24 protein-coding genes and 1 riboswitch are annotated in these 26,453 nt (G+C 66.0%); of the genes, 16 read left to right on the forward strand and 8 right to left on the reverse strand.

The window, feature by feature from the left end; all coding sequences use genetic code 11:
• Nucleotides 1–2: 2 nt before the first annotated feature.
• The 4 genes from cobO to ACUH78_RS04965 form a co-directional block, all read right to left on the reverse strand.
• Nucleotides 3–611, reverse strand: coding sequence for a cob(I)yrinic acid a,c-diamide adenosyltransferase (gene cobO / locus ACUH78_RS04950; protein WP_435750945.1), 609 nt, complete (start codon nt 609–611; stop codon nt 3–5).
• 154 nt (nt 612–765) lie between these two features.
• Entirely contained in the window at nt 766–1,575 is an 810-nt protein-coding gene (locus tag ACUH78_RS04955; RefSeq protein WP_435750915.1) for an ABC transporter ATP-binding protein, read from the reverse strand.
• Entirely contained in the window at nt 1,572–2,558 is a 987-nt protein-coding gene (locus ACUH78_RS04960; RefSeq protein WP_445332864.1) for a FecCD family ABC transporter permease, read from the reverse strand. Before ACUH78_RS04960 ends, ACUH78_RS04955 begins: the two co-directional genes overlap by 4 nt.
• A 51-nt stretch (nt 2,559–2,609) precedes the next feature.
• On the reverse strand, nt 2,610–4,448 hold the full coding sequence (locus ACUH78_RS04965; protein ID WP_445332865.1) for a TonB-dependent receptor domain-containing protein: 1,839 nt from the start codon (nt 4,446–4,448) through the stop codon (nt 2,610–2,612).
• A gap of 132 nt (nt 4,449–4,580) precedes the next feature.
• A riboswitch (cobalamin riboswitch) is annotated at nt 4,581–4,816 on the reverse strand.
• Between the two features lie 91 nt (nt 4,817–4,907).
• Between ACUH78_RS04965 and cobU the strand changes: the two genes are divergently transcribed.
• From cobU to ACUH78_RS05015, 10 genes are all read left to right on the forward strand, one after another.
• Nucleotides 4,908–5,456 (forward strand): bifunctional adenosylcobinamide kinase/adenosylcobinamide-phosphate guanylyltransferase, encoded by a 549-nt coding sequence (gene cobU, locus ACUH78_RS04970; RefSeq protein ID WP_445332866.1) that lies wholly within the window; start codon nt 4,908–4,910, stop codon nt 5,454–5,456.
• 107 nt (nt 5,457–5,563) lie between these two features.
• Entirely contained in the window at nt 5,564–6,622 is a 1,059-nt protein-coding gene (gene cobT / locus ACUH78_RS04975; RefSeq protein WP_445332867.1) for a nicotinate-nucleotide--dimethylbenzimidazole phosphoribosyltransferase, read from the forward strand.
• 36 nt (nt 6,623–6,658) lie between these two features.
• Nucleotides 6,659–7,438 carry an adenosylcobinamide-GDP ribazoletransferase gene (locus ACUH78_RS04980; protein WP_445332868.1) on the forward strand — a complete coding sequence of 260 codons (780 nt, stop codon included), beginning with the start codon at nt 6,659–6,661 and terminating at the stop codon, nt 7,436–7,438.
• A gap of 8 nt (nt 7,439–7,446) precedes the next feature.
• Nucleotides 7,447–8,025 (forward strand): alpha-ribazole phosphatase family protein, encoded by a 579-nt coding sequence (gene cobC, locus ACUH78_RS04985; RefSeq protein WP_445332869.1) that lies wholly within the window; start codon nt 7,447–7,449, stop codon nt 8,023–8,025.
• A gap of 13 nt (nt 8,026–8,038) precedes the next feature.
• The gene (locus ACUH78_RS04990) at nt 8,039–8,941 is read left to right on the forward strand and encodes a mitochondrial fission ELM1 family protein (protein WP_445332870.1); all 903 of its coding nucleotides are present in this window, start codon (nt 8,039–8,041) and stop codon (nt 8,939–8,941) included.
• An 88-nt stretch (nt 8,942–9,029) separates the two neighbouring features.
• Entirely contained in the window at nt 9,030–10,184 is a 1,155-nt protein-coding gene (locus ACUH78_RS04995; RefSeq protein WP_445332871.1) for a glycosyltransferase family 4 protein, read from the forward strand.
• Nucleotides 10,181–11,389: an O-antigen ligase family protein gene (locus ACUH78_RS05000; protein WP_445332872.1), complete on the forward strand. Its 1,209-nt coding sequence runs from the start codon at nt 10,181–10,183 to the stop codon at nt 11,387–11,389. Before ACUH78_RS04995 ends, ACUH78_RS05000 begins: the two co-directional genes overlap by 4 nt.
• Complete coding sequence (locus ACUH78_RS05005; protein ID WP_445332873.1) at nt 11,386–12,156, forward strand: hypothetical protein; 771 nt, start codon at nt 11,386–11,388, stop codon at nt 12,154–12,156. The genes ACUH78_RS05000 and ACUH78_RS05005 overlap by 4 nt, the downstream gene beginning before the upstream one ends.
• Nucleotides 12,153–12,980, forward strand: coding sequence for a glycosyltransferase family 25 protein (locus ACUH78_RS05010; protein WP_445332874.1), 828 nt, complete (start codon nt 12,153–12,155; stop codon nt 12,978–12,980). The genes ACUH78_RS05005 and ACUH78_RS05010 overlap by 4 nt, the downstream gene beginning before the upstream one ends.
• A 20-nt stretch (nt 12,981–13,000) precedes the next feature.
• Nucleotides 13,001–14,062 (forward strand): glycosyltransferase family 10 domain-containing protein, encoded by a 1,062-nt coding sequence (locus ACUH78_RS05015; protein WP_445332875.1) that lies wholly within the window; start codon nt 13,001–13,003, stop codon nt 14,060–14,062.
• A gap of 6 nt (nt 14,063–14,068) precedes the next feature.
• On the opposite strand, the gene ACUH78_RS05020 is transcribed toward ACUH78_RS05015, so the two are convergent.
• On the reverse strand, nt 14,069–15,136 hold the full coding sequence (locus ACUH78_RS05020; protein ID WP_510497551.1) for a glycosyltransferase family 10 domain-containing protein: 1,068 nt from the start codon (nt 15,134–15,136) through the stop codon (nt 14,069–14,071).
• A 74-nt stretch (nt 15,137–15,210) separates the two neighbouring features.
• Here ACUH78_RS05020 and gmd point away from each other — a divergent pair, with 74 nt between their 5' ends.
• The 3 genes from gmd to ACUH78_RS05035 all read left to right on the forward strand — a co-directional run bounded on the left by gmd (nt 15,211) and on the right by ACUH78_RS05035 (nt 19,426).
• Nucleotides 15,211–16,332 (forward strand): GDP-mannose 4,6-dehydratase, encoded by a 1,122-nt coding sequence (gene gmd / locus ACUH78_RS05025; RefSeq protein WP_445332877.1) that lies wholly within the window; start codon nt 15,211–15,213, stop codon nt 16,330–16,332.
• Nucleotides 16,333–16,391: 59 nt separating this feature from the next.
• Complete coding sequence (fcl, locus tag ACUH78_RS05030; protein ID WP_445332878.1) at nt 16,392–17,360, forward strand: GDP-L-fucose synthase; 969 nt, start codon at nt 16,392–16,394, stop codon at nt 17,358–17,360.
• A 68-nt stretch (nt 17,361–17,428) separates the two neighbouring features.
• The gene (locus ACUH78_RS05035; protein ID WP_445332879.1) at nt 17,429–19,426 is read left to right on the forward strand and encodes an acyltransferase family protein; all 1,998 of its coding nucleotides are present in this window, start codon (nt 17,429–17,431) and stop codon (nt 19,424–19,426) included.
• A gap of 52 nt (nt 19,427–19,478) precedes the next feature.
• On the opposite strand, the gene ACUH78_RS05040 is transcribed toward ACUH78_RS05035, so the two are convergent.
• Both ACUH78_RS05040 and ACUH78_RS05045 read right to left on the reverse strand, forming a co-directional pair.
• Nucleotides 19,479–19,883, reverse strand: a complete 405-nt coding sequence (locus tag ACUH78_RS05040) for a divergent PAP2 family protein (RefSeq protein WP_445332880.1) — start codon at nt 19,881–19,883, stop codon at nt 19,479–19,481.
• 2 nt (nt 19,884–19,885) lie between these two features.
• Nucleotides 19,886–20,710: a decaprenyl-phosphate phosphoribosyltransferase gene (locus ACUH78_RS05045; RefSeq protein WP_445332881.1), complete on the reverse strand. Its 825-nt coding sequence runs from the start codon at nt 20,708–20,710 to the stop codon at nt 19,886–19,888.
• Between the two features lie 89 nt (nt 20,711–20,799).
• On the opposite strand from ACUH78_RS05045, the gene ACUH78_RS05050 reads away from it, so the two are divergent.
• The 3 genes from ACUH78_RS05050 to ACUH78_RS05060 are packed head-to-tail and all read left to right on the forward strand — an operon-like array spanning nt 20,800 to nt 23,264.
• The gene (locus ACUH78_RS05050) at nt 20,800–21,213 is read left to right on the forward strand and encodes a GtrA family protein (RefSeq protein ID WP_445332882.1); all 414 of its coding nucleotides are present in this window, start codon (nt 20,800–20,802) and stop codon (nt 21,211–21,213) included.
• Nucleotides 21,210–22,511 carry an FAD-binding oxidoreductase gene (locus ACUH78_RS05055; protein ID WP_445332883.1) on the forward strand — a complete coding sequence of 434 codons (1,302 nt, stop codon included), beginning with the start codon at nt 21,210–21,212 and terminating at the stop codon, nt 22,509–22,511. The genes ACUH78_RS05050 and ACUH78_RS05055 overlap by 4 nt, the downstream gene beginning before the upstream one ends.
• Nucleotides 22,512–23,264 carry an SDR family NAD(P)-dependent oxidoreductase gene (locus ACUH78_RS05060; protein WP_445332884.1) on the forward strand — a complete coding sequence of 251 codons (753 nt, stop codon included), beginning with the start codon at nt 22,512–22,514 and terminating at the stop codon, nt 23,262–23,264.
• On the opposite strand, the gene ACUH78_RS05065 is transcribed toward ACUH78_RS05060, so the two are convergent.
• Entirely contained in the window at nt 23,261–26,359 is a 3,099-nt protein-coding gene (locus ACUH78_RS05065; protein WP_445332885.1) for a glycosyltransferase, read from the reverse strand. The genes ACUH78_RS05060 and ACUH78_RS05065 overlap by 4 nt on opposite strands.
• Nucleotides 26,360–26,453 lie beyond the last annotated feature (94 nt).

Below are 26,453 nucleotides of genomic sequence, written 5' to 3' on the forward strand. Positions count from 1 at the left end.
GCTTACCACTCCATGCCGGGCATTGCCTTCACCCCTGCGGAGAAGGCGTGCTTGACCGGCGCCATGTCGGTGACGGTGTCGGCGGCCTCGGCCAACGCGAGCGGCGCCCCGCGGCCGGTGACCACCACGTGCTGCATCGGCGGGCGGGCGCGCAGATCGGCAAGCACCCGCTCGAGGTCGAGATACTGGTACTTCAGCGCGATATTCAGCTCATCCAGCACCACGAGGCCGAAGACCGGATTCTGAAGCATTTCGCGCGCCACCGCCCAGGCTGCTTCAGCCGCAGCGACGTCGCGGGCGCGGTCCTGCGTTTCCCAGGTGAAACCCTCGCCCATCACGTGCCAGCGCACCCCCGGCTGCTTGCGGAAAAAGGCCTCCTCGCCGGTATCCGACCGCCCCTTGATGAACTGCACCACCCCCACCTGCATGCCATGGCCAAGCGCGCGCGCCACCAGGCCAAACGCAGCGCTGGATTTGCCCTTGCCGTTGCCGGTATTGACCAGCAGCACGCCACGCTCCGCCTGCGCGGTGGCGATCTTCTCATCGACAACGTTCTTCTTGCGCACCATGCGGGCGTTGTGGCGGGTGTCACGGTCGGGGGACTGGGTCATGTGGTTGTTCTCCTGTTCGTAGTCGGTGAGCCCGGCAGCAACGACGGACACGCCGCGAGCGGGTCGCAAAGCATCTGGCCGGGTCGTTGTCGGTATGGTCGATAAACATGGAAGATCGGGAATACCGATCGGGGTTCTGGGCCAGCGCCTGCGCTCAATCCGGCAAAAATACCGCCCGCCCCGCGTGCTCGATCCGCCGCAGCGGGTGGCCGAAGGCCTGGCCGAGCAGGTCGGCACGCAGCACGGTGTCGCGATCGCCGGCGATCACCCCCCCGCGGCCGTCGAGCAGGATGATGTGGTCGGCGTAGCGTGCGGCGAGGTTGATGTCGTGCAGCACCAGCACACTGCCGCGCCCGGCGCCCTGCTCGCGCACCAGACGCTGGAAGAGTTCGAGTGTGGCAATCTGGTGATGCAGATCGAGGTGATTGAGCGGCTCGTCGAGCAGGAACAGGCGCGGCGCCTGCGTGAGCAGGGTGGCGATCGCCACACGCTGGCGCTCGCCACCGGACAGCGTCTGCACGTCCCGCTGCTCGAAGCCCGTCAGTTCCACCGCCTCCAGCGCCCTGCGCGCGATCGCCACATCCTGCGGCCCCTCCCAGCCCCAGCGCCCAAGGTGAGGATGGCGCCCAACGAGTACGGTCTCGAGCACACCCGCGGCAAAAGGGTCGGGTTGCTGCTGGGCGAGCAGGCCGCGAAAACGTGCCGCCTCCAGCGTCGGCCAGGCGGCGTAGGGCAGGCCGCCGATGCGCACCTCGCCCACCGTGGGTTCGCGCAGCCCGGCCAGCGTGTGCAGCAGCGTGGTCTTGCCAGCGCCGTTGGGGCCGAGCAGCACCAGGCATTCACCCGCGGCCAGGCTGAGGCTGAACTCGCAGCATAGCCATCGCTCGCCCACCTTGAGCGCGAGGCGTTCGGCCTCGAGCAGCGGAGCCGCATCCTCCGGCAGGGGGCGACGGGCAGCGTTCATCGTGTGCTGCGCGGGCTGCGCGAGAGCAGGAACAGGAAGACCGGCACGCCGATCAGCGCGGTGAGCACGCCCACCGGCAACTGCTGCGGTGCCATCACGGTGCGCGCAGCGGTGTCGGCCAGGGTCAGCAGGGTGCCCCCCGCGAGCGCCGCAGCGGGGATCAGCACACGCTGGTCGTTGCCCAGCGCGAGCCGCACCAGGTGCGGCACGATCAGGCCGACGAAGCCCACCGAGCCGACCAGCGTCACCGCGGTCGCAGTCAGCAGCGAAGCGAGCACGTACAGCGCGATGCGCAGATGCCCCACCTGTACGCCCAGCGCCCGCGCGGAGAGTTCACCGCGGGCGAGCACGTTGAGGTCGCGCGCAAACGGCAACACGACCACCAGCGCCAGCGCCAGCACCAGCAGCGCCGGCCACGGCCGCGCTGCTGCGCTCGCATCGCCCATCATCCAGAACAGCATGGACATCACGCGTGTGTCAGGCGCGAGCGCAAGCATCAGCGAGACCGCGGCGCCACAGCCAGCCGCGACGATGACGCCTGTCAGCAACAGCCGCGTCTGCGTCCAGCTGCCGTCACCGTGTGCCAGACCGAAGACCACGAGCATCGCGGTGAGCGCGCCGACGAAGGCGGAGGCGTCCACCCAGAACGCAGCCGCCCCGAGCGTGATCGCCCCCAGCGCACCCACCGCCGCGCCGCCCGAAATGCCGAGGATGTAGGGGTCGGCCAGCGGGTTGCGCAACAAGACCTGCATGAGGGCACCCGCGGTGGCGAGCAGGCCACCGCAGGCGAAGGCAGCAAGGGCGCGGGGGAGGCGGAGTTCGCGGATCACGGTCGCATTCATACCGTCCGCGCCGGTAAGCGCACCCAGTACGTCGGCTGTCCCCACCGGCAGCCCCCCGGCGACGAGCGCCAGGAGCAGCGCAAGCGCCCCCGCCAGCAGCAGGACCACGGTGATCGCCAGCGGCGATCGCGTGCGGCGCATGGCTGGACTCACGCGCGACTCCCCACGTAGCGCGATTGCAGGCATCGGCGATCAGTGCATGGCGTAGCGCAGTGCCACAAAGACGCTCCGGCCCTGTGTTCCGTACCCCTTGGCAAGTTCGTAGTCCTTGTCGAGCAGGTTGTTGGCGCGAACTTCCACACTCCAGTCAGGCGCCACGGCGTAGTGCACGTACGCATCGACCAGGCCATAGCCCCCCAGGCGACCGGCAGGGGCATTGGGCACCCGATCATAACGCTGCCCTTTCCCATTCCACTCCACGCCCCAGGTCCATGCGCCTGCAAGCCTTTCCAGCGCAAGCGCACCGCTGATGCGCGCGCGACGGCCGAGCTCGTCGCCGGTTTGCCGATCCTCCGCATCGAGCAGGTCGACGCTGGCACGCACGCGATACTTCCCGAGCATGGCACCCAGGCTCGCTTCCACCCCCTCGATGTCTGCCCGGCCGACGTTCGCCGCCACACCGCTGCTCCAATCGATCAGGTTTCGGATGCGATTGTTGAAATAGGTCAGCCCCAGGCTGAGGTCATTGCGCTCCCAGGCCACACCGATCTCGCGATTGAGCGCCTCCTCCGGCTTGAGCGCCGGATTCCCACCGAAGCAGCCCCACATCGGATAGCACTCTACGGGGTAATAGAGATCATTGAAGGTCGGCGCCTTGAACGCATTGCCGATGCTTGCATGGACGCGCCACTCCGGCGTGATCTCGTAGCCGTAGGCCGCTGTTCCGGTGGTCTTGCTGCCGAACTGGGAATTTCGGTCGTGACGTGCATTGAGTTGCACGCGGTGGCGATCGAACTCGCCGCCCCAGCCGAGCAGGAAGGCGTTCATATGGCGCCGGGTCCTCTCGTAGTGGGTCGTCGTCTGCACGCGCTGCTGCAGGAACTCGTAGGCCGCCATCAAGGAGCCGCCACCGAGCGCAATATCGTGCTGCCAGCTCAATTGACGCTGTGTCGTGTCGAAGCGGGAACGCGCGCCGGCATTCGACTGGTTCTCGAGCGCATCGACGCCATGGCCGAAACGCAGGGTGCTGACCCAATCGGACGAATGCTGCTTGCGCAGATACATGCCATAGGATTCCGTGCGCTTGTCCAGATAGGAATCGAAGGGCTGGGCTGCGTCGTACCAGTTGCGCATGTCGGAATACAGCACATTGGCACCGATTTCGTCGTTGCCGCCCAGGTCCAGCGCCAGCGAAGCGCTGAGGTAATCCTCGCGGAAACCGTCGTCGTCGCGGTCGTTCACGGAAAGCACCGGCGTGCGCGCATTGAAGCCGTCGCTGCGCTCATGCCCAGCGGTCACGCTATAGCGCAGGACACCCGCACCGCCAGCCAGCGTGGCGCTGGCTTCACGTGCGCCGTCGCTGCCGGCACCCACGCGCACCGAGGGGTGGAAGCCCTCCTTGCCCTTGCGGGTGAACACCTGGATCACGCCGCCCAGCGCATCCGCACCATAAAGTGCGCTGCCGGGGCCGCGCAGGATCTCGATGCGCTCAACGATCTCGAGCGGGATGGTTTCCAGCACCGGCGAGCCGCTGGTCGCCGAGCCGATGCGGACACCGTCCACAAGCAACAGCGTATGCCCGGCGTTGGCGCCGCGAATATAGACGCTTCCGCTCGATCCAGGGCCGCCATTGCGTGCCATCTGCACCCCCGGCCGCGACGCCAGCAGGCCGAGCAGGCTCGAATGACCGGCACGGGCAATCTCGTCACGTTCGATCACGTCGACGCTCGCGAGCGCGGCATCTGCACTGACCGGCTGACGGGTGGCCGTGACGACCACATGGCCCAACTGGGCATCGGCGGCATGAACGGCCGGCAGGGTGAAACAGCACAGCGCGCCCACCGAAGCGAGCGCGGAGAAGCGGATATTCATCGTAGGGCTCTCCCTTCGCCACACCGCGCGTCCCCGCACGCCATGGCAACTTCACATGGACGCACCACGAGGCAGGTAGAACCGAAGAGAGCAAGACAAACCGCGCCCGTCGCCGCCACCCCGCGGCACATCCGCCATTCCGCGTTCCGGCCGGTCTCCGGGCTCGTGCGCTGTGCCGGCCTGATGGCCGGACGGGTGAGTCGCCTTCCCGGGAATGTTCCCAGTGGCTGCAGGACACACCTTGCGCGCACTTACCGTTGCGGGGGCAGCACAGGCATTGCGGCCTCGTTTGCGAAGGGCCGCGCACCTGTTTCCCGTTTAACCCTGGGCGAGATACGCCCGCGGGCACCGATAACGCGTTGCCCCTTTCGGGGCAGTGGGGGCGGATGATACCGTACGAGGCGGTATCGTGCACTGCAAAAAGAATCCGCACGACGAGCGGAAGACCAAACCACGACAATGACATGTGAACTCATCCTCGGCGGCGCACGCTCCGGCAAGAGCCGGGAAGCCGAACGGCGCGCAGCCGGATCCGGACTTGCGGTGACGGTGATCGCCACCGCCGAAGCCCTCGACGACGAAATGGCCGCGCGCATCCGCCGCCACCAGGCCGACCGCCCCGCGGGCTGGCGTACGGTGGAGGCGCCCGTGGCGCTGGCCGATGCACTGCGCCGCGAAGCCGCACCCGATCGCTGTCTGGTGGTGGACTGCCTGACGCTGTGGGTCACCAACCTGCTGATCGACGCCGGGCACCTGCCCCCCGGAGCCGCCGCCGACGAACTGCCGCGCTTTCGCCGCGAGCGCGAGAGACTGCTCGCCACCTTGCCCGCATTGCCCGGCCGAATTCTCCTCGTCGCCAACGAGGTTGGGCTGGGGCTGGTGCCCGAAACCCAGCTTGGCAGGCTGTTTCGCGACGAGGCCGGACGGCTCAACCAGGCAGTGGCCACCCTATGCAAACGGGTTGTCTTCGTCGCCGCTGGACTGCCGCTGGTGCTGAAGCAGGGCTAAACTGCGAGCCGCACGACATCCAGGACGGCCGCGTGTGCTGCACTCCATGCGGCTGCGTAGCCCCCGTCCACGATGAACATCTCGTCCAACCGACCAAGCTTGTCACCATGAAACCTTTCACCATCGTTCCGCCCGACCCGCTGCTGTCCGCCGCGCTGCAACACAAGATCGACCGCAAGACCAAGCCGCTCGGCGCGCTCGGGCGCCTGGAGCCGCTCGCACACCAGATCGGCCTCATCCAGCAGACGCTCACACCCGAGATCCGCCAGCCGCACATGGTGGTATTCGCCGGGGACCATGGCGCGGCCAAGGCGGGCGTATCGGCCTTTCCGCAGGACGTCACCTGGCAGATGGTAGAGAACTTTCTCGCCGGCGGCGCCGCGATCAACGTGTTCAGCAAGCAGATGGGCTGGGGGCTCGCCGTGGTCGATGCCGGGGTGAATCACGATTTCGGCAAACGCACCGGACTGATCGACGCGAAGATCGCGCCGGGCACCGCGAACTACATCGAACAGCCGGCAATGACGCCCGGCCAGCGCGACGCCGCCCTGCAGCGCGGCCGTGAACTCGCCCATGCGCTGGCGGACAACGGCTGCAACTGTGTCGCCTTCGGCGAGATGGGCATCGGCAACACGGCCTCGGCCTCGCTGATCACCCACTGCCTGGTGGGCGCGGCCCGCGACGGCGATCTGTACAGCGTGACCGGGCGCGGCACCGGGCTGGACGACGCCGGGCTGATCCGCAAGCGCCAGTTGCTGTCGCGGGCGCTCGAACGCGGCGGCCGACACCACGACGGGCTGGAGGTGCTGGCCCAGTACGGCGGCTTCGAGATTGCGATGATGGCCGGTGCAATGCTCGGTGCAGCGGAAAGGCGGATGCTGATCCTGGTTGATGGGTTCATCGTCACCTCCGCCCTGCTGGCTGCACATGCCATCGCCTGCAACGTGCTGTCTTACTGCATATTCGGCCACCGCTCGCAGGAGCCGGGGCACCGCGTGCAGCTCGACTATCTCGACGCCCAACCGCTGATGGAGCTCGACCTGCGCCTCGGCGAAGGCACGGGCGCCGCTCTCGCCCTGCCGCTGGTGCAGGCCGCGGTCAACTTCCTCAACGACATGGCGAGCTTCGAGTCAGCCGGGGTGAGCGACCAGGGCCCGGCGACCTAAGCGCGAAAACGGTTTTCACGCCCCCGGAACGCGGCCATGCGCGAGCAGCTCGCCCGCTTCTTCACCGCGCTGGGCTATTTCACCCGGCTACCCGTGCCCGCCTGGGTGGAATGGGTGCCGGAACGGCTCGCGCACGCCGCCGCATGGCTGCCGCTGGTGGGCTGGGTGGTGGGATGCGCCGGCGCCGCAGCGCTGCTCGTGCTCGCCTCTCTGTTGCCGGCGAGCCTCGCGGTCATTCTTTCGATGGCGCTCACTGTTCGCCTGACCGGTGCCCTGCATGAAGACGGCTTTGCCGACGCCTGTGACGGCCTCGGTGGCGGCTGGGAGAAGGCACAGATCCTCGCGATCATGAAGGACTCGCGCATCGGCAGCTACGGCGCCATCGCCATCGTGCTGATGCTGCTGGCCAAGGCCGCAGCACTGATCGAGCTCGCTGCCATCTCGCCCACGACAGCCGCCGCCGCGTTGATCGCCGCGCACGCGCTGTCGCGCCTGGCCGCGGTCGGCGTGCTGCACGCCCTGCCCTACGCACGTGAGGACGACAGTGCCAAGGCGCGGACCGTGGCGAAGCGGCTGCCGCGCGCCGAGTTGGCATTCGCAACGGTCTTCGGCCTGCTGCCCCTGGCAGGGCTCGGCCTCGCGCCCGCGGCCGGGTCGCTGATCCTCGCCGCACTGGTCACGCTCTGGCTCGCCCGCCTCTTCCAGCGCCGCCTGGGCGGCCACACCGGCGACCTGCTCGGCGCGGTGCAGCAGGCGGCGGAGCTGGCGTGCTATATCGGGGTGCTCACCGCCATCGGCACCCCCTTGGCCACCTGAAACCGCGCATGCAACTTCACCTCATCCGCCACCCCCGCCCCGCTGTCGAGCCCGGCACCTGCTACGGGCAGACCGATCTGGGCCTGGCCGAATGCCCTGCCGAGGTCGCCGCCCGCCTGCGGCCGCTGCTGCCGGAAAGCTTCGCGCTGCACGCCAGCCCGCTCGCGCGTGCGCGCCTGCTCGCGGAGGCACTTGGAACGCCGCACCTCGACGACCGGCTCAAGGAGATTCATTTCGGCGAGTGGGAAGGCCGCAGCTTTGCCGACATCGGCAGCGCCATCGACGCCTGGGCCGCCGACCCGCTCGGCTTTCGCGCGCCAGGCGGCGAGTCGCCGCGTGAGATGGCGGCACGCGTGCTGCAATGGCTGGACGAGATCAGGCAAGAATCTGGAAATAGGGTATTTCCAGGCACGGCGCCCGAACACCTCGTCGTCATAGCCCACGGCGGCCCGCTGCGCGTCATCGCGGGCCACCTCCTCGGCCTGCCGCCCGAGCGCTGGCTGGGACTGGACTTCGGCTGCGGACAGGTGACACGCATCGACATGGAAAGCTGGGGCGTGGTGTTGAAGTGGTTCAACCGCGGATGAAGGTGAAGCCCCGATGACTTCCCTCTGGCTCATCACCGACAACAAGCCCGGCCATCGCAGCCAGCTGCAGGGGCTGGCGCAGGCGCTGGCGTCGCGCACGGCGGTCGAGGCGCACTGGATCGACGCCCCGGCCGGGCACAGCGCGCTGTGGCAGTGGCTGGGCGGCCACTTCCCGGCGGGCGCAGGACTGCCCGACCCGGATTTCATCCTTGTCGCCGGCCATCGCACCCACCTCGCCGGCCTTGCCGCACGACGCGCGCGCGGCGGCAAGCTCATCGCGCTGATGCGGCCCAGCCTGCCACTGGGCTGGTTCGACCTGTGCGTGATCCCGCAGCACGATCATCCGCCCGAGCGTGCCAACATCATCGCCACCCGCGGCGTGCTCAACACCGCCCACCCCAGCCGCGAGCGCGAAGTCGACAAGGGTCTGTTCCTGATCGGCGGGCCGTCCAAGCACCACGGCTGGAACAGTGCCGGCCTGCTCGCGCAAATCGACGCCATCCTCGCCGCCACACCAGGGATGCGCTGGACGCTGACCACCTCGCGCCGCACGCCGGCCGACACCGAGTCGGCACTGCTCGCCCTGCGCGAACGCGGCGTGGACGTACGCCCGGTGCGCGACACACCGTCCGGCTGGGCGATGGAACAGGTTGCGCGCAGTGCGCAGGCCTGGGTCACGGAGGACAGCGTCTCGATGGTGTACGAGAGCCTCACCGCCGGCGCAGCCACCGGGCTACTCTCGGTGCCGCGGCAGGGCGAAACGCGGATCACCGCAGGGGTGGCGCAACTGCAGCGCGAGGGCTTCGTCACCCCGTTTGCGGATTGGGAGCGGAAGGCCCGGTTACTCGTTCCGCAGACTCGCCTGTGCGAAGCCGATCGTGTGGCCGGGCTCATGCTGTCGCGCTGGCCGGGGTAGCCGCCGCGCTCAACCTGCATCCAGCGCGCAGGTACAATCGCGCCATGCCCGACGCCAACGAACACTCCGCACATATGCGGCCTTCGCGATGAAACCCCTGAAGGTCCTTCAACTCCTCCCCGCCCTCGACAGCGGCGGCGTCGAGCGCGGCACGCTGGAGATTGCGCGCGCATTGGTTTCGGCCGGGCATGAATCGGTGGTGCTGTCGAAAGGCGGGCGGCTGGTCGAGCAGCTGCAGCGCGAAGGCTCGCGCCACATCGCGCGCGACCTCGGGCGCAAGTCGCCGACCACCTTCCTGCAGTACCGCGCGCTGCGCAGACTTTTCGAGCAGGAGCGCTTCGACATCATCCACGCCCGCTCGCGCCTGCCCGCCTGGGTGGCTTGGCTCGCCTGGCGCGGCATGCCGGCGCACACCCGGCCGCACTTCGTCACCACCGTGCATGGCATGCACTCGGTGAGCCGCTACAGCGCCATCATGTGCGCTGGCGAGCACGTGATCGCGGTCAGCGACACGGTGCGCAACTACATCCGCACGCATTACCCGCCGTCGCGCTGGCCGCACCTCACCGATGACCGCATCACGGTGATCCCGCGCGGCATCGACCCGACGGAATTTCCGCGCGACTACCAGCCGTCGGACGAGTGGCTGGCGCGTTTCCACGCCGAGTTTCCGCAGATCGGCCAACGCAAGGTGCTGACGCTGCCGGGGCGGCTCACGCGGCTGAAGGGACATCACGACTTCATCACCCTCATCGGCAAGCTGGTCGCGGACGGACTGGACGTAATCGGGCTGATCGTCGGCGGCGATGACCCGAAGCGGCCGGGCTACGCGAAGGAGATTCGCGAACGCGTGCAGGCGGAAGGGCTGGGTGAGCGCATCGTGTTTACCGGGCATCGAAGCGACGTCCGCGAAATCTATGCGATCTCGGACTGCGTGCTGAGCTTGTCGAGCACACCGGAGTCGTTCGGGCGCACGGTGCTGGAGCCGCTGGCGATGGGGCGGCCGGTGGTGGGGTATGCGCATGGCGGGGTGGCAGAGATTCTGCGGGGGTTGTTCCCGCAGGGGGCCGTGGCGAAGGGGGATGTGGACGGCGCTGCAAAGCGCATTGATGCCGTTCTCACCGGTCACGCTGACTCCGCTCGAACCGCTCACCAGTTCAGCCTTGCTCAAATGCAGGCAGCCACGCTATTGCTCTACGCCAACATTGCAAGCAACCCTCAATTGCTCAGTAGCACTCAATGACCAGCCTCTACGACAACCGACGGGGCGCTACCCACGCCAATCTCGCCGTCGCCGCCCTGCTGGCAATCTTTTTCTTCAGCACCGCCGCCAAGTGGGCCACGACGCACATCGCGGGCGCCCTCATCGCTCTTGGACTCCTCGCCGCGCGGCGCGACTTCTGGCTATCGCCGCCGGCCCGTGCCTACACCGCCGTCAGCCTGATGTGGCTGCTCCCGGTGATCGGCGCAACCGCACTGCAGCACGCGCAGGACCTTGTGACCGCGACCCTATGGAGTAAACAAGCGACCCTGATCCTCCGGATCCTTGGAATCGGTCTCGGCATCTTGTTCATACTGCACAAGAGGTGGATAAGCCTGCGTCAGCTCACGATCATCGCCATGGGTTGTCTGCTAATCCACGGCCTCATCGGTATCGGCCAGTGGGCGCTTCATCCGGATACGGGGCTCGCCGCCTGGCGAACAATACGGATCGAGGGAATCGTAGGCAACCCCAATCCATACAGCTTCTACATGGCCCTGGGACTCGTGCTGAGCGCTGCCTTGTTGCATGATGACAGCACAACGAAACACCAGCGGTTGGCATTGTGGGCCTCTGCCGCCGTTTTCGTGCTCGGGATCGCAGGCAGTGGCTCACGTGGTGCAGTTCTCACCGCTACGGCTGGCATCGTAGTGCTTTTCCCGCCCACCACACCTCGTCGAATCGGCGCCTACTTTCTTACCCTAGGCTCGCTGGTCGTTGCCTATCTAACTAGCGGCTGGCATGACATCGACACTTACAGTGATGGCACCCGTGTCGCGGCACTGCGATTCAGCCTCGAGGCCATCTCCCAGCGCCCACTGGGCGGCTGGGGCTTCGGCTCCTACATTCACATTCCGGGGCATAGCGGCATCAACGCGCCACACAACATGCTGGCGGACTTGGCGCTGAGCAGCGGCATCCCCTCACTGGCCGCGTTCATGGGCTCACTCTTACTTGTCGGCTATCGACTGCTTCAGAGCCGGACATCACATGCACACACACTGCTGGCCCTGCTGACCTGTGCAGTTGTTGCCGGCACGCTCGAGTATTCGCTCCTCAGTTCCACTCACTTCCGCGGCCCCTGGGTGTTGCTCGTGGCGCTCACGTGCTATGCGACCAACCCGACACAAGGCCGCTGCGCCCTCTCCTCCGCAACCAGCCACTCAAAAGGAGCGCCTGCCTCGTGACTGCAAATCCGGCCCCGGTCAATATCCTCTGCCTTAAGTGGGGTACCCGCTATGGTCCTCACTACGTCAACACACTCTTCCGTTCGGTAGAAAGGAATCTCGACCGGCCGTTCCTGTTCCACTGCTGCACCGACGACCCGACCGGCCTTGACCCTGCGATCCGGATCATTCCGTTCCCTGAGAACCCGGGGGTAAAGCGAGGCTGGCCGGATATTCTCGTCAAGCTCATGGTACTGAAGGACGGCTTCGGAGACCTGCAAGGCCCAACCTTGTTCTTGGATGTCGACCTCATCATTCTGGGCAAGCTCGATTGCTTCTTCGACTACAAGCCCGGCGAGTACTGCATCATCCACAACTGGGTCAGCCGCCGCAAAGCGCTGCTTGGGCGTCGCCCGGCGGTAGGTAACTCCTCCGTGTTCCGCTTCGATGCCGGCAAGTCGAACGACGTCTATGCAACTTTCGTTCGCGAAATGGCCCATGCCGAAGACCGCCGCCAGTTCAACACTGAACAGGCCTTCCTCACGCATGCAATGCGGGAGGTTAACTGGTGGCCGGAAGAGTGGGTTCAAAGCTACAAGTGGAACTGCCGCCCCATCTTTCCGCTCAATCTGTTCGTCACCCCCACAGTCGCGCCCAACTGCCGCATTCTTGTCTTCCATGGACGCCCCGACCCTGACGAGGCCATCAAGGGCTTTTCAGACGGCAAGCCGCATCACTACACCCGCCCGGCTCCCTGGCTTGCACAGTACTGGAGCGACAAAGCATGATCGGGCCGCGCCCGCTTGCCGACGGGGTGCTTGTGATCAACCTCGACGAACGCAGCGATCGCTGGCAGCAGTTCACCAGTGAATCCCAGCCACTGCTCGGCTCGCTTCACGCCGAACGCATTCCGGCAGTCAAGGGCGTTGAACTGGTCGGCTTTGGCGAAGCGCCCTTCTTTCGGGGCCGCAAGCGTGACCGTACCTGGGCCGGGCGCGCGGGTTGCACGCTTTCTCACCGAGCAGCTATCGAAACGGCTCGAGATGCGGGCTGGCAGCGCGTGCTCATCCTTGAGGACGACGTTGAGATCGAAGCCGATTTCTCAAACCTCATCTCCCCTCTTAGCGAAGCGCTCGAGCGGGTCGACTGGGGCGTGTGCTACCTCGGTTTCACCGACCCGATCAGCCCATTCCAAGAGCATGCAAGGCTCACGGACCGCTACGCCCTAGCCCAAGTCTATGGCTGCAACACAACGCACGCCTACCTCGTACACGCACGAGCCTACCCGTTCCTACTCGACGCATTACCCGATCCCGCTGGTGTCTGGCACTGGCTGACGCGAAAGCGCGCCATTGATCGCTGGTATGCCCGCACACTTTCGAGTCATATGTCGGTCCTTGCTGTTACGCCTTCAGCCATCAATCAACAGGACGGCGTCTCTGACATTACCGGGCGCGCCTACGAAAAGGCGCACACAACCTCAGTACCTGCCGGCAGGACAGGCACACACCTTCAATTCCACCTGATGCGAGCACTACGTGCCGCGCATTTCGGAATCAGCGGGGCATACGACGAAGTACGCGGGCTCATCAAACGCATTCGGGGCTTCTGACGCAGCGCCCCCTACCACGCATGAACACCCAAGAAACTCAAGAGATCCGCATCAAGCTCCTCAGCAAGTGCAGGCCCGGCGATGATGGCGAGGACTGGCTGAGGCTATTCCCCAGGCGCGAACCGGTGTGGGGCAACTGCCGATTCGTGTTCGACCGCAACGAGCGCCAGTATGACTGGCTGGTCGTCTACGACGAACTCCCATCAGTTGCCGGCGAACGCCACTCTCTCTGGACGGAAGAGTTGGCCTGCCCCTCGGCTCACACACTGCTGATCACCGTCGAGCCCTCAACGATCAAGGCGTATGGTTCGCCATACCTGCGCCAGTTCCGCTGGATCCTGAGCGCCCAGGAAGCCTGGGCACTGGGCAAGCACCGGGGGCATATCTACCAACAACCGGCCCTCACCTGGTTTTACTCCACGCTCAGTCCCAGGGGCGACTACGACTACCTGGTACAGCACCCTCCACTGCACAAGACTCGCCAGATCGCCACGGTTTGCTCATCGAAGCAGCAGAAGCACACTCTGCACCATCTGCGCTTCGCATTCACCATGGCGCTGAAACAGCGCATGCCGGAACTCGACATCTACGGCCATGGCATGCAGCCCCTGGACGAAAAAGCTGATGCACTCGATACCTACCGCTACCACTTGGCGATCGAGAACTACGCAGGCCTGCATCACTGGACGGAGAAGCTGGCGGACACCTTCCTAGGAGCCTGCCTGCCCTTCTACTACGGCTGCCCTAACGTTGCCGCCTATTTCCCCGAGGACAGCTACATCCCCATCGACATCCGGGACTACGAGAGCGCGTTCGCGATCATTGAGCGCGCCTTGACCGACAATCTCTATGAGAAAAGGCTACCAGCAATCCTCGAGAGCCGCCGGTTGGTGCTCGAGAAATACGGTCCGATCTCAACCATATGCAGGATCGTCAACGAGAAGGATACGGGCGTCCGCTATACCGAAGCCCATGGCGTCATTCAAAGTCGAAACAGGCTCAAACGGCATCCCGTTCTGGGCTCGCGCTACCTTATCGAGAAACTCTACGTCCGCGCCCGTCACAAGCTTTTCGGCCAGTGAGCCCGTTCAACGGGTTAACGCCTGCCTGAGTCGGTAAAGCAAACCGCGGGGAAAAGGCCGGAATGCCTTGTGTATGCGGACTACCACATCGGATTCGGGCGCGGCCTGGTAGAGTGCCTCCGCCCAGTGGGCGGCCCATGCAAAGGGGTTGTACTCGTCCAGCACCCGGTTCCGCGCCTGAGCAACGGCAGCTATCTCATCCGGCGTCTCCGGAGCATCCAGCAGACGTTCGATGCGGTCCGCTGCAGCCTTGAAGTCCTCGCCATCGATCGCGCAAAAAGAATCCGGCGCAAAGAACTCACCCAGATTCGGGCATCCGAGATACACCGGAAACGCCCAGCCCAGATAAGCATCAGCGAGTTTCTCGGTCCAGTAGTTGGGTGCTCGAGTGTTCTCGAGCACCAGGTGATAGCGATAGGGCAGGATCGCGTCCAACTTGTCATCCACCGGCTCGAACCCTTTCCCATAGTGGACGATGCGGTCCCCAAGGCGCTGCTTGAGTGCATCGAGCAAAGCCAGCCTGTGCCTCTGACCTGGTGTGAAGTTTGCGCTCGAACACACCACCGCGATGCGGTTCTCCTTGACAGGCCGCTGCAGCAGCTTGAGGTGGTCGTAACCAAAGCGATACGTCCGCGTCTTCAGGTCAAGTCCGACATGCCAATTGAGCCCTGGCGGACCGAGGATCAACCCAGGGTGGCGAGACATCGGGTGCGTGTCGAGTACGTGCCCGAACTGCTTGTAGAAGCCCTGCGCGTAGAGCTTCTTTTCCAGCGGCTCGCCTGCAATGAACAGCGTGTTCCGCAGTGCGCAGCGGAACGTGTCATAGGGCCTCGCGTTGGCCAGAACAACCGAAAAATCAGCCCGCCCCCCTGGCGGCGGGTTGAGCTCAAGCCTCCAGCGCCCCCAGCGCAAGCCACCTGGACTCAGCAGGTCCATCCCGGCCGGAGCGAGATCCATATTCAGGCGCAGGACAAGACCTGCCCCGCGATCGGTCGATTCACTCATCAATACAGCTGCCCCAAGACCGTGGTTTTGTTGCGTCGACAGGAGCGTGGGATAATCGCGGGCTGTCATACGTCCTCGGGCCGGATTGTAACGCACGCGCCAGCCCGCCCCCCGCGCAAGCCAACCGTCACGCCCTCCTCCCAATGACCAAGACAGCCCTCATCACCGGCATCACCGGCCAGGACGGCTCCTATCTCGCCGAATTCCTGCTCGCCAAAGGCTACGAAGTCCACGGCATCAAGCGCCGCGCCTCGAGCTTCAACACCCAGCGCATCGACCACCTCTACCAGGACCCACACACACCCAACCCGCGCATGGTCCTGCACTACGGCGACCTCACCGACTCGTCCAACCTCACCCGCATCCTGCAGCAGGTGCAGCCCGACGAGGTCTATAACCTCGGCGCGCAGTCGCATGTGGCGGTCAGCTTCGAGTCGCCCGAGTACACCGCCGACGTCGACGCCATGGGCACGCTACGCCTGCTCGAGGCCATCCGCCTGCTCGGCCTGGACAAGAAGACCCGCTTCTACCAGGCCTCCACCTCCGAGCTCTACGGCCTGGTGCAGGAGACGCCGCAGAAGGAGACCACCCCCTTCTATCCGCGCAGTCCCTACGCGGTGGCCAAGCTCTACGCCTACTGGATCACGGTGAACTACCGCGAGGCCTACGGCATGTACGCCTGCAACGGCATCCTGTTCAACCACGAGAGCCCGCGCCGCGGCGAGACCTTCGTCACGCGCAAGATCACGCGCGGTCTCGCCAACATCGCACAGGGTCTGGAAAGCTGCCTCTACATGGGCAACATGGACGCGCTGCGCGACTGGGGCCACGCCAAGGACTACGTGCGCATGCAGTGGATGATGCTGCAGCAGGATCAGCCCGAAGATTTCGTGATCGCCACCGGGGTGCAGTATTCGGTGCGCGAATTCATTCGCTGGTCGGCGGCGGAGTTGGGCATCACGCTTCGCTTCGAGGGCAAGGGCGTGGAAGAGCATGCGGTCGTCGAACGTCTTGATGGTAACAAGGCCCCAGCGCTGAAGGCGGGCGACGTCATCGTCCGCGTCGACCCACGCTACTTCCGCCCCGCCGAGGTCGAGACCCTGCTCGGCGACCCGACCAAGGCCAAGGACAAGCTCGGCTGGACGCCGGAGATCACCGTGCGGGAGATGTGCGCCGAGATGGTCGCCGAAGACCTCAAGGTGGCGCAGCGGCATGCCTTCCTGAAGGCGCACGGGCACGACGTGCCAGTCGCCACCGAAAACTGACCAACCACCTTATAGTCGCCCCCGTGGGAGCGGGTTGTGACATTACCCAATCGCAGAATATGAACCTCACCGACACCCTCTTCGTCGCTGGCCATCGCGGTATGGTCGGCTCGGCCATCGTGCGCCAGCTGCAAGCGCTGGGCTGCACCAACATCGTCACCGCCGGCCGCGACGCACTCGACCTCACCGACCAGCACGCGGTCAATGCCTTCTTCGCTGCCCATCGCATCGACCAAGTCTATCTGGCCGCGGCCAAGGTCGGCGGCATCCACGCCAACAACACCTACCCGGCCGAGTTCATCCACCAGAACCTGATGATCGAGGCCAACATCATCCACGCCGCCCACACCCATGGCGTGCGAAAGCTGATGTTCCTCGGCTCGTCGTGCATTTACCCCAAGTTCGCCGAGCAGCCGATGAAGGAAGAGGCGCTGCTCACCGGCCCGCTCGAGCCCACCAACGAGCCCTACGCCATCGCCAAGATCGCGGGCATCAAACTGTGCGAGAGCTACAACCGCCAGTACGGCCGCGACTACCGCAGCGCCATGCCCACCAACCTCTACGGCCCAGGCGACAACTTCCACCCCGAGAACAGCCATGTCATCCCCGCGCTGATGCGGCGCATCCACGAGGCCAAGCTGGCGAAGGCGCCCGAGGTGGTGATCTGGGGCAGCGGTACACCGATGCGCGAGTTCCTGCATGTCGACGACCTCGCCGAGGCAGTGGTGCATCTGCAGAACCTCCCGCAGGAACGCTACATCCGTGAGACCGAGCCGATGCGCTCGCACATCAACGTCGGCACTGGCACCGATGTGACCATTCGCGCGCTGGCCGAGGCGCTGGTCCAGGTCATTGGCTATGAGGGCAGGCTCGTCTTCGACACGACCAAGCCGGACGGCACGCCGCGCAAGCTGATGGATGTGAGCCGGCTGCTACGGTTGGGCTGGCAAGCCCGCGTCTCCTTGGTGGAGGGGCTTCGCGAGACGTATGCGTGGTTCCTGGCGAACAGCCAGACGACTCGAAGTTAGCCTCCTGCAAGCACGAGCACTGAACTGCCTTAGGCCCTGCCTATCGTCAAAAAAGATCATAGCGCACGATGCAACAGCCCCCTCGCCCCGGCGTTGACCAACATGCCGCGAGTATCCGTTATCGCCCCGATATCGACGGCATCAGGGCCCTTGCGATCGCAGCGGTCGTCGCGTTTCACTTCTTCCCCAACAGCCTGCGTGGCGGCTTCATCGGGGTGGACGTGTTCTTCGTCATCTCCGGCTTCCTGATCTCCAGCATCCTATTTCGGGGACTGGATGGCGGCCAACTGAGCTTCATGAGCTTCTATGCGCATCGGGCAAGACGGATCTTCCCGAGCCTCATCGTCGTCCTCCTCGGCACCTTCGCCTGGGGCTGGCTGGCCCTCCTGCCGGCCGACTTCGGTCAGTTGGGCAAGCATATCGCCAGTAGCGCGGCCTTCATGCAGAACATCGTGCTGCTGACCGAGACCGGATACTTCGATACCGCCTCGGACAGCAAGCCCCTGCTCCACCTCTGGTCGCTCGCCATCGAAGAGCAGTTCTACCTTCTCTATCCCGTCGTGCTCTGGGCAACATGGCGCCTCCGCCTTAGCAGGGCGGGGACGATCGCACTGCTTTGTGCGGGCTCCTTCGGCCTGATGATCTCCTTGACCGCGAGCAAGCCCGAGGCGACTTTCTTCCTGCCCTTTACCCGGTTCTGGGAACTGCTCGTCGGTGCGCTGCTCGCGATCCTGGTCGAGCGCGGCCTCCTCGACACCGACCAGCACGTCAACATGCAGCGCATGCCCGATATCCTGTCCGCATCGGGGCTGCTCCTGATCGCCACCGGCCTCCTGCTGATCCACAAGGGCGTCGCCTTCCCGGGCTGGTGGTCGCTCTTGCCCACGCTCGGCGCGGCACTTGTGATCCTCGCCGGCCCGCAAGCACGACTCAACAAGACCATCCTCGGCCACCCATGGATGGTCTCGATCGGCCTGATCAGCTACCCCTTGTACCTTTGGCACTGGCCGATCGTGTCGTTCACGCGGATGGCGGTTCAGGACACGCCCTCGGTCGCGCTACGCTGCGCCGGGCTGGCCCTCAGCGTGGCACTCGCTTACCTGACCTACCGATTTATCGAACACCCCATCCGCTTCGGCAAGCACGCCCGCGCCAGGACGCTCGCGCTCTGCCTGGTGTTGGCCGCCATCGGCGCCCTAGGCCTCGACACGCACATGCGAGACGGACGCCCCGACCGCTACCCCGAACAGGTCCGCATGCTGCTTCAGCCCGACGACTACGACACGTGGTTCGCCGGCGTACGCACCGGCCGCTGCCACCTCCAGACGGCGGACGCACACGCGCGCGACCTCGACTGCATCGAGGATACGCGCCCGCTCGTCATGCTCTGGGGCGACTCGCATGCCGCCTCGCTGTATCCCGGCCTGCGCCACCTGCAATCCGGGCGCGACTTCGGCATCGCCCAGTTCACACAGGCCGGCTGCGGCCCCGTCCTCGCGTTGCCCGTCCTGCTTCACAAGAAGAACTGCAATGCGCTCAACCTCGAGGTACTCGACGAAGCGCGTCGCCTGCAGCCAGACATACTTATCCTGCACGGTGCCTGGATGCATCCGCACTGGCCGCTCGACATCCCGACCCTCGAGGCGAAGCTGCGACAGACACTCGAGACGGTGAAGAACGCCCTGCCGCACACACGAGTCGTGGTCGTCGGCCCGGTGCCACAATGGCGCGACTCCGTGAACAAGCTCCTTTACGCACAATGGCTGCAGGACCCACTACATCGCTATCCTGCGCAGTACATGCAGTACGGTCAGCTTACCGAACTCGTCGACTACGAGCGTGCGCTCGAAGCCGTTGCGCTTGCGGCGGGCGTCCGCTTCATTTCCGCCCGTGCACCGCTGTGCACCCGCGAGGGCTGCATGACGCGCACCGCTCCGGACATCTCCGCTCCGGCGATGTACGTCGATTTCGGCCATCTCACCGCTGACGGCGCACGCGTCCTGCTCAACGCCCTGCATGACGCGCTCTTCGAGGGCGTCATGCCCGTTCCTGCACGGCCCGACTGAGTAAGACCGGCGGCAGAGGCCCGCCCTCCGACACCGGTCGCGCGCCCGGGACTCAGGCCGTCACCGCGTGGACCGCGGCCGCGACCGCGGCCCCCACCGCGATCCCCGCAAGGATCTCGAAGCGGCTATGCCCCATGCGCTCCCACAGCGCGCGATCTCCTGCAAGGGCATTGAGGGCGGCCGCCTGCTTCCCGACCTGCCGACGAAGACCATTGGCGTCGAGCACCACGATGAACGCGAGCGTCACCGCCACCCCGAACGCCGGATGGCCGACGCCCTCCCTCAGGGCAACAAGGGCGGCCATGCTCGTGACAATGGCGCTGTGGTTGCTCGGCAGCCCCCCGTAGCCGATAAGGTCGAATGCCAGGCGCCGGGCCCGGACGCAGTTGATCGCGAATTTGAGTCCGCCGGCGACCAGCCAGGCGAGCATGGGGGTGAGCGCATACGCGAGATCCATGATCAACCCTGCACCGGCCACAGGGCCCAACAGCAGGCCCCGACCCAGAGTACGACAGTGACCAACAACTGCCAGTCGGCCAGCACCGCATCCGTCGGGGACTCGCCGCCATCGAGCGCCTCCACCACGAACCAGTAGCGGAACAACCCGAAAAGCACCAGGGGCACCGTGATCACCAGCGAGGGCTTGGCCGACATCACGAACAGGCTGTAAAACAGAAGCGCACCCGTCGCCGACATTTCTGCGTAACGGTCCACAAGCGACACGGAGTACTTCTCGAGCACCTCGCGGCCGTCGGCGCCACGCTGGCTGAGTTCTTGTCTGCGCTTGACGGCCGCCAGGTAGAGCGCGAGGCACAGGGTCGTAATGAACATCCAGGAAGACACGGGCACCGCCAGCGCCATGGCGCCGGCATACACCCGCAGCACGAAACCGATGGCAATGACGAAGATATCCACCACCGGCTGGTACTTGAGGACAAACGTATAGGCCAGGTTGAGCAGCACGTAGGCTACGATGATCGTCATGACCGCGGGCGCGACGAACCAGCCGCCCAGCAGGATGGCATAGAGCCCCACAAGCAGGGTCGCGGCCGCGGGCACGGACACCTGCCCCGCAGCCAGCGGGCGTGTTCGGGACTTCGTCGGATGCAGGCGATCGCGCGCCACGTCGCGCATGTCATTGACGACGTAGGCCGCGGACGACGCCACGCAGAACAGCAGCAAGGCCCCCAGCGCACGCCCCAGCGCCTCGCTGTCGAGAAACTGCCCGGTGAATACGAGCGGGGCAAGCACGAAGCCGTTCTTGATCCACTGCTTCGGTCTCATCAACCGGACCAGGCCAACGAGCCTGGCTAGAGGAGAGCTAGCCATTACGGTACCATTCATGGCTCATTGGACGTCGGCGCGATCATTGAATGTTTGCCTCTACTAAGCTGACGATTAACTATGCGATTTTCGCACTCATCGCAACCGCGGCAAACATCGGGGCGCAAGAGATCACAATCCGCAGCTACGGCGGCCGGTTCAGCCTCCTTGGCGCACTTGTCGTCGGTACCGGTGTCGGCCTTGTGGTCAAGTACCTCCTCGACAAGCGCTACATCTTCCGATTCCGCGCCCGCGACGTCCACCACGACTCCGTGACCTTCGCGCTCTACACCGCCATGGGGCTGCTGACCACCCTCGTTTTCTGGGGGTTCGAGTTCGCTTTCCATCTCGCATTCGAGACCCGGGAGATGCGCTACGTAGGGGGCGTTCTGGGCCTGCTCATCGGCTACGTGACGAAGTACCAGCTCGACAAGCGCTATGTGTTCCGTACGGAGACCGCATGAGGCAGGTATCGTCGTGGGGGCGGCTCGACGCCCCGGCCCACCGGGTCATCCGCCTGACCGACCCAGAAAGACTGCCGGAACAGCTCCGAAGCGGACCGTTTCCAGGGCTGGCCTACGGCATGGGGCGCAGCTACGGCGACGTCTGCCTGAATCCGGACAACACGCTATGGGAGACGGCCGGTCTCGATCATTTCGTCGCCTTCGACGACCGCAGCGGCCTGCTGGTGTGCGAGGCTGGCGTGCTGCTGCGGGACATCCAGCGGCTGACCCTGCCGCGAGGCTGGATGCTGCCGGTCACCCCAGGCACGCAGTTGGTGACCGTCGGCGGCGCGATCGCCAACGACGTTCACGGCAAGAACCACCACCTGCAAGGCACCTTCGGCGAACACGTCCGGCGCCTGACCCTCGTACGCACGGACGGAACAACCCTCGAGTGCGGGCCGGACCAGCAGGCCGACTGGTTCGCCGCCACCGTGGGCGGGCTGGGCCTGACCGGCGTGATCGTGCGGGCAGAACTCCAGTTGCGAAGGGTCGCCGGGCCGTGGCTGGAAACCGAAGCTCTCCCCTTCGAAAACCTCGAGGCCTTCTTCAGCCTTGCCGACCATTCCGTCGCCGGCTGGGAACACACCGTGTCATGGATCGACTGCATGGCGAGCGGGCACACGCGCGGCGTGTTCATGCGGGGCCGGCCCAGCGCAGCCGAAGGGCGCCGCAGGCCGAGGACACGCATGCTGCGCATGCCCTTCGTCCCCCCCGTATCCCTGGTGAACGCCCTCTCGTTGCGACCGTTCAACCAGCTCTACTACCTACTCAACACACGGCGACGCGGCCGTACGCTCACGCATTACGAGCCCTTCTTTTATCCGCTCGACAACCTGCTCGACTGGAACCGGATGTATGGTCCTCGGGGCTTTTATCAGTATCAGAGCGTGGTCCCGCAGGATGCCGGCCTCGATTCGACAAAGGCCATGCTCGCGGAGATCTCCCGCGCCGGAGAGGGCTCCTTCCTGGCGGTCCTGAAGACGTTCGGCGAGCGCGCACCGATCGGAATGCTGAGTTTCCCGCAGGCCGGCGCCACCCTAGCACTCGATTTTCCCAATCGTGGCGAGCGAACACTTGCGCTCCTTGCGCGGCTCGACGCCATCGTGCTCGAAGCCCGGGGCCGCCTCTATGCGGCCAAGGACGCGCGGATGCCGCGCACGCTATTTGAAGCCGGCTATCCTCGCCTGCCCGAGTTCTTGCACTACCGCGACCCCGGCATCAGCTCCGGCCTCTCGCGACGCCTCCTGGGACACTGAATGCGCAGCACAAAGAAGATCGTCATTATCGGCGCGACTTCATCCATCGCCGAGCATTGCGCCAGGCACTGGGTGCAGGCCGAACCAGTGGATCTGAGCCTGCTCGGTCGAGATCTCGGACGACTCGACCGCATCGCGGCCGATCTCGGAGTCCGCAGCCCAGCTTCCACCATCCAGACACAACAGGCCGACTTCCTCGATCCTGCCACCATCCAGGCCACCGTGGACGCGATCGTCGCCCGGGGCTGCGTGGATATCGTCCTGATCGCCCAAGGCTCGCTACCCGACCAGCCCGCCTGCCAGGACGACCTGTCGGCCTGCAACGACGCCCTGCAAATCAACGCTATCTCCCCTGTGCTCTACGCCGAGGCCTTCGCGAAGCACCTGGCCGCCGCCGACCACGGCACACTTGTCGTCATCGGTTCGGTGGCCGGCGACCGGGGGAGAAGATCGAATTATGTCTACGGTGCCGCGAAAGGACTGGTCGCCCGGTACCTGCAGGGCCTGCAACACCGTTTCGCGAACACCGGCGTCCAGGTGGTACTGGTCAAGCCCGGCCCGACCGACACCCCGATGACCGCACACCTGAAGCGCCAGGGCGCCCGGCTCGCCCCGGTCCAGGTCGTCGCCGAACAGATCGTTGCAGCCGCAGCTGGCGGAACGTCGACCCGCTACACCCCGCGCAGGTGGCGGCTGATCATGCTCGTGATCATGCACCTGCCCGCCTTCGTGTTCAAAAAGCTCAACATCTAGCGGCCGGCCCACCCGGCCGGCATCGACGACGCCACGAAGCGCAACACTGCCTCAATGCCACCAGCCCGGACCTTGCCCGCGATGTCCGCCGGCACGCAACCGGGGTCGGCCAGCACCACGGGCAGACCGCAAGCCAGCGCATCCGCGGCGCCCCGCTCAACGTCGCCCGCAGCGCGACACCCCAAGTACAGATCGGCGCCCAGCATCCAGCGCTCGAAGCCCGCATCCTCGCGCACGAACAGGCGCCGCGCGGCCATCGGTACGCGCAAGACATCCCCCATGGCCGCGCCCCACACCGCATCGAGTTCCCCGAGCCAGAGAAAAGCGACGCCATTGCGCGCCGCGGCAACCCCCTCCGCCACGCGGGCGAAGTCCGCCAGGCCGCTGCGCGCATCGCCTCGCCCCATCCCGATCACGAGACACGTCGAGTCGGGCAGACCAAGTGCCTCCCGGCACGCGACCCGCAGCTCGGCACGCAGGCGCGCCGCTTCCTCCCCTTCACCCAAGGCGACGGCCCAGCGCCCTTGCCAGTCGCCTGCGGGTTGCCAGGCCTGCGCCGCACGGCTCGCCGCCGGCGCACCCCCGACCACAGGGGTCGGGGCCAGACTCCGTCCGCCCGGCCGGGACCGACCGCGGCGCCCACGCAGGGCGATCGCCACCCTGCGCAAGGGGGCCGTCAGCCGCCACGACGTCGATGCGCGCACCGCCGCGACCTGCTCCTCCACCTCCGACAGGCGCCGACGCAGGCTGTCGGCCTGTTCCCGCTCCGTAGCCAACGCCACCTCCAGGCTGGCGATGTAGCCCTTCAGGCCCGCATCCCCGGCACGCCATGCGCGATGCAACGCCTCGATCTCGCGCATTCGGAACCCCAGCCAGGATCGCGCCTCATGCAAGCCGGAGAACGCCCGCCACAGCAAGCCGCTCCCTCTTGCCGGCACACGTTCGGCTTCCGCCACCCCCGGCAACGCGCGGTAATCCGCCACCATCTGGGCGGCCGTCCGCGTCGGTCGGCCCCTCAGCACCGCCGATGCGGCATCCAGGCGCTGCGGGTCCGCCGCCAAGGTGCGCAACACCTCAAGGATCTCGGACGCGTTCGGCGGCACACGCCACCCCGTCACGCCCTCTTCGATTCGCTCGGCGAACGCGCCGAGATCGGTCGCCACCACCGGAATCGCCAGCGCCTGCATCTCACTCAGCGTGTAGCTGAAGGACTCAGGCAGCACCGCCGGCAGCAGCGCGCACTCGGCGCCGAATGCCGCGACGTGCGCAGCCAGTTGCGCCGGCCGATAGTCCGTCACGATCCGCACATGGGGCAAATGGGCAAAGGCAGTGCCGAACTCGCCGCACCCCAGCAAAAGCACATCGGCAAAATCCGTCAGTTCGGGCAGCAGGGCCTGCACCAGCGCCAAACCCTTATGCGGCGCCAGACGGCCCGGCACCACGACCCGCAATCGCGGCGTGCCACGCTTTACCGCCGCCGCGTTCGACAGCGGCGGCGGACAGAGCGCAAGGCCGTGCGGCACCTTGTGCCAGCGCACGGCCGCCAATGCCGGCAGCAGCGTACGGTAGCGCTCGAACACCGACTGGCTGGGCGCCGTCACAACCACGCCCGGGCCCACCAGCGCGCGCGCAAAGACCTCGCGCACGTCCATCCACGCCTGCGGCGTGGCCTGATGCCAGAACACGTTCATGGGGTTCTCGGCAAAGCAGCGGACCAGGCGCGATGCATCGCATACCTCGCAGGCTTCGCCGAACCAGCCGAACAACGCCGGACAGAAGGGAAACAGGTCGTGCAGCACGACGACGGTCGGCCGACCGCTCTCGAATGCTTCAAGGGAGTGGCCGATCAACGACGACACAACCACCACCTTCACATCGCAGGCCCCCAGCACCTCGTCGAAGACCGCGCGCCACGGTGCATGACGCGGGGCGCAGAAATCTACCGGCTGAGCCAGGTCCCAGGCCAGCAGCACCTCATCCGACACTGCCGGTTCGAGCAACTCCAGCCGCACTCCGGCATCGTTGCGCCCGGTTCGCGAACGCAGGCACAGATGACGCGCCTGCACATCGGCGCCCGCCATGTCGTGCACCCAGCGCGCGGTTCCGCCGCCCCAGCCGTGGAGCAGGTGCAGCCAGACCGGCAAGGCATCCGCCGACGCATCGCATCGACCGCTTGTCGGCCAGTCTTCCATTCCTGCAAAGCTGTGCAAGGGCGGCGCCGGCGGCAACGGCGGCATCGCTCCCCGCACCGGTTCGGCGGCACGCTCCGCGTCCAGCGCAGCCGCCTCGTCGCCGCCCTGCGCCGTGCGCGCGGCATCGATTGCCGCGCGCAACGGCTGCAGGGGATCGGCCGCGATGAAATTCCGCACGACGCGATCGTATTCGGGATGGAGCCGGCGCAGGGCTGCCGCCCCGGCCGCCATCAGTGCCTCCCGGCCCGGGCCGAAACTCACCCCACCCTTGTGGTAAACGAATACGTCCGCGCACAGCAGGTTGCGCCAGCCCGCCTTCGCGGCGCGTCGGCACAGGTCGTTCTCCTCTCCGTAGCCTCTTCCGAACGCCGCCTCATCGAGCGCCCCGATCTGCGCCACGCACGCGCGACGGACGAACATGCAGAACCCCACGCCAGTCGGAAGGTCGGCCACCACCCCGGGCAGCGTCCGAGCGAACAACGCATCGAGGGCGGCCAGCCCGAGCGTGCCCGGCACTTCGCCGGTCCAGCCCTCGTAAGGGTAGGAACAGATCGTCGCATTGTTGGAAAACGGCGTGATCGTGCCGGCATCGGGATGCGCCGACGCACAGCGCGCAATGCGTGCAAGCCAGTCACCCGCCACCTCGGTATCGCTGTTGAGCAATACGACGTCCCGCTCGGGATGCAAGGCCAGGGCGCGATTCACTGAGCCGACGAAGCCGCGATTGCGCTCATTGCGCAACAGGGTGATTCGCCCCTCTGCCGCCAGCCCGGCCAACCACGCCGACAGCGCCGGCTCGGGCGAGCAGTCATCCACCACGACCAGTTCGTGGTCCAGGCCACCGCCCGCCAGCACCGAGCCCAGGCAGCGCCGCACAAATGCCTCGCCGGCATAGACCGGCACAATCACATCGATCAAGACCCACCTTCGTAAAAGGAACCGACCCGCCCACGATCGTTCCGCCGCAGGTCGCAAACCACGGATGATACTCGCCCCC

Source organism: Thauera sp. ZXT1-4 (assembly GCF_052598215.2).

Bases quoted from the DNA above. Each gene is read 5' to 3' on its own strand.
- cobO (WP_435750945.1), bottom strand. From the start codon at position 611: ATGACCCAGTCCCCCGACCGTGACACCCGCCACAACGCCCGCATGGTG.
- ACUH78_RS04955 (WP_435750915.1), bottom strand. From the start codon at position 1,575: ATGAACGCTGCCCGTCGCCCCCTGCCGGAGGATGCGGCTCCGCTGCTC.
- ACUH78_RS04960 (WP_445332864.1), bottom strand. From the start codon at position 2,558: ATGCGCCGCACGCGATCGCCGCTGGCGATCACCGTGGTCCTGCTGCTG.
- ACUH78_RS04965 (WP_445332865.1), bottom strand. From the start codon at position 4,448: ATGAATATCCGCTTCTCCGCGCTCGCTTCGGTGGGCGCGCTGTGCTGT.
- cobU (WP_445332866.1), top strand. From the start codon at position 4,908: ATGACATGTGAACTCATCCTCGGCGGCGCACGCTCCGGCAAGAGCCGG.
- cobT (WP_445332867.1), top strand. From the start codon at position 5,564: ATGAAACCTTTCACCATCGTTCCGCCCGACCCGCTGCTGTCCGCCGCG.
- ACUH78_RS04980 (WP_445332868.1), top strand. From the start codon at position 6,659: ATGCGCGAGCAGCTCGCCCGCTTCTTCACCGCGCTGGGCTATTTCACC.
- cobC (WP_445332869.1), top strand. From the start codon at position 7,447: ATGCAACTTCACCTCATCCGCCACCCCCGCCCCGCTGTCGAGCCCGGC.
- ACUH78_RS04990 (WP_445332870.1), top strand. From the start codon at position 8,039: ATGACTTCCCTCTGGCTCATCACCGACAACAAGCCCGGCCATCGCAGC.
- ACUH78_RS04995 (WP_445332871.1), top strand. From the start codon at position 9,030: ATGAAACCCCTGAAGGTCCTTCAACTCCTCCCCGCCCTCGACAGCGGC.
- ACUH78_RS05000 (WP_445332872.1), top strand. From the start codon at position 10,181: ATGACCAGCCTCTACGACAACCGACGGGGCGCTACCCACGCCAATCTC.
- ACUH78_RS05010 (WP_445332874.1), top strand. From the start codon at position 12,153: ATGATCGGGCCGCGCCCGCTTGCCGACGGGGTGCTTGTGATCAACCTC.
- ACUH78_RS05015 (WP_445332875.1), top strand. From the start codon at position 13,001: ATGAACACCCAAGAAACTCAAGAGATCCGCATCAAGCTCCTCAGCAAG.
- ACUH78_RS05020 (WP_510497551.1), bottom strand. From the start codon at position 15,136: ATGACAGCCCGCGATTATCCCACGCTCCTGTCGACGCAACAAAACCAC.
- gmd (WP_445332877.1), top strand. From the start codon at position 15,211: ATGACCAAGACAGCCCTCATCACCGGCATCACCGGCCAGGACGGCTCC.
- fcl (WP_445332878.1), top strand. From the start codon at position 16,392: ATGAACCTCACCGACACCCTCTTCGTCGCTGGCCATCGCGGTATGGTC.
- ACUH78_RS05035 (WP_445332879.1), top strand. From the start codon at position 17,429: ATGCAACAGCCCCCTCGCCCCGGCGTTGACCAACATGCCGCGAGTATC.
- ACUH78_RS05040 (WP_445332880.1), bottom strand. From the start codon at position 19,883: ATGGATCTCGCGTATGCGCTCACCCCCATGCTCGCCTGGCTGGTCGCC.
- ACUH78_RS05045 (WP_445332881.1), bottom strand. From the start codon at position 20,710: ATGAGACCGAAGCAGTGGATCAAGAACGGCTTCGTGCTTGCCCCGCTC.
- ACUH78_RS05050 (WP_445332882.1), top strand. From the start codon at position 20,800: ATGTTTGCCTCTACTAAGCTGACGATTAACTATGCGATTTTCGCACTC.
- ACUH78_RS05055 (WP_445332883.1), top strand. From the start codon at position 21,210: ATGAGGCAGGTATCGTCGTGGGGGCGGCTCGACGCCCCGGCCCACCGG.
- ACUH78_RS05060 (WP_445332884.1), top strand. From the start codon at position 22,512: ATGCGCAGCACAAAGAAGATCGTCATTATCGGCGCGACTTCATCCATC.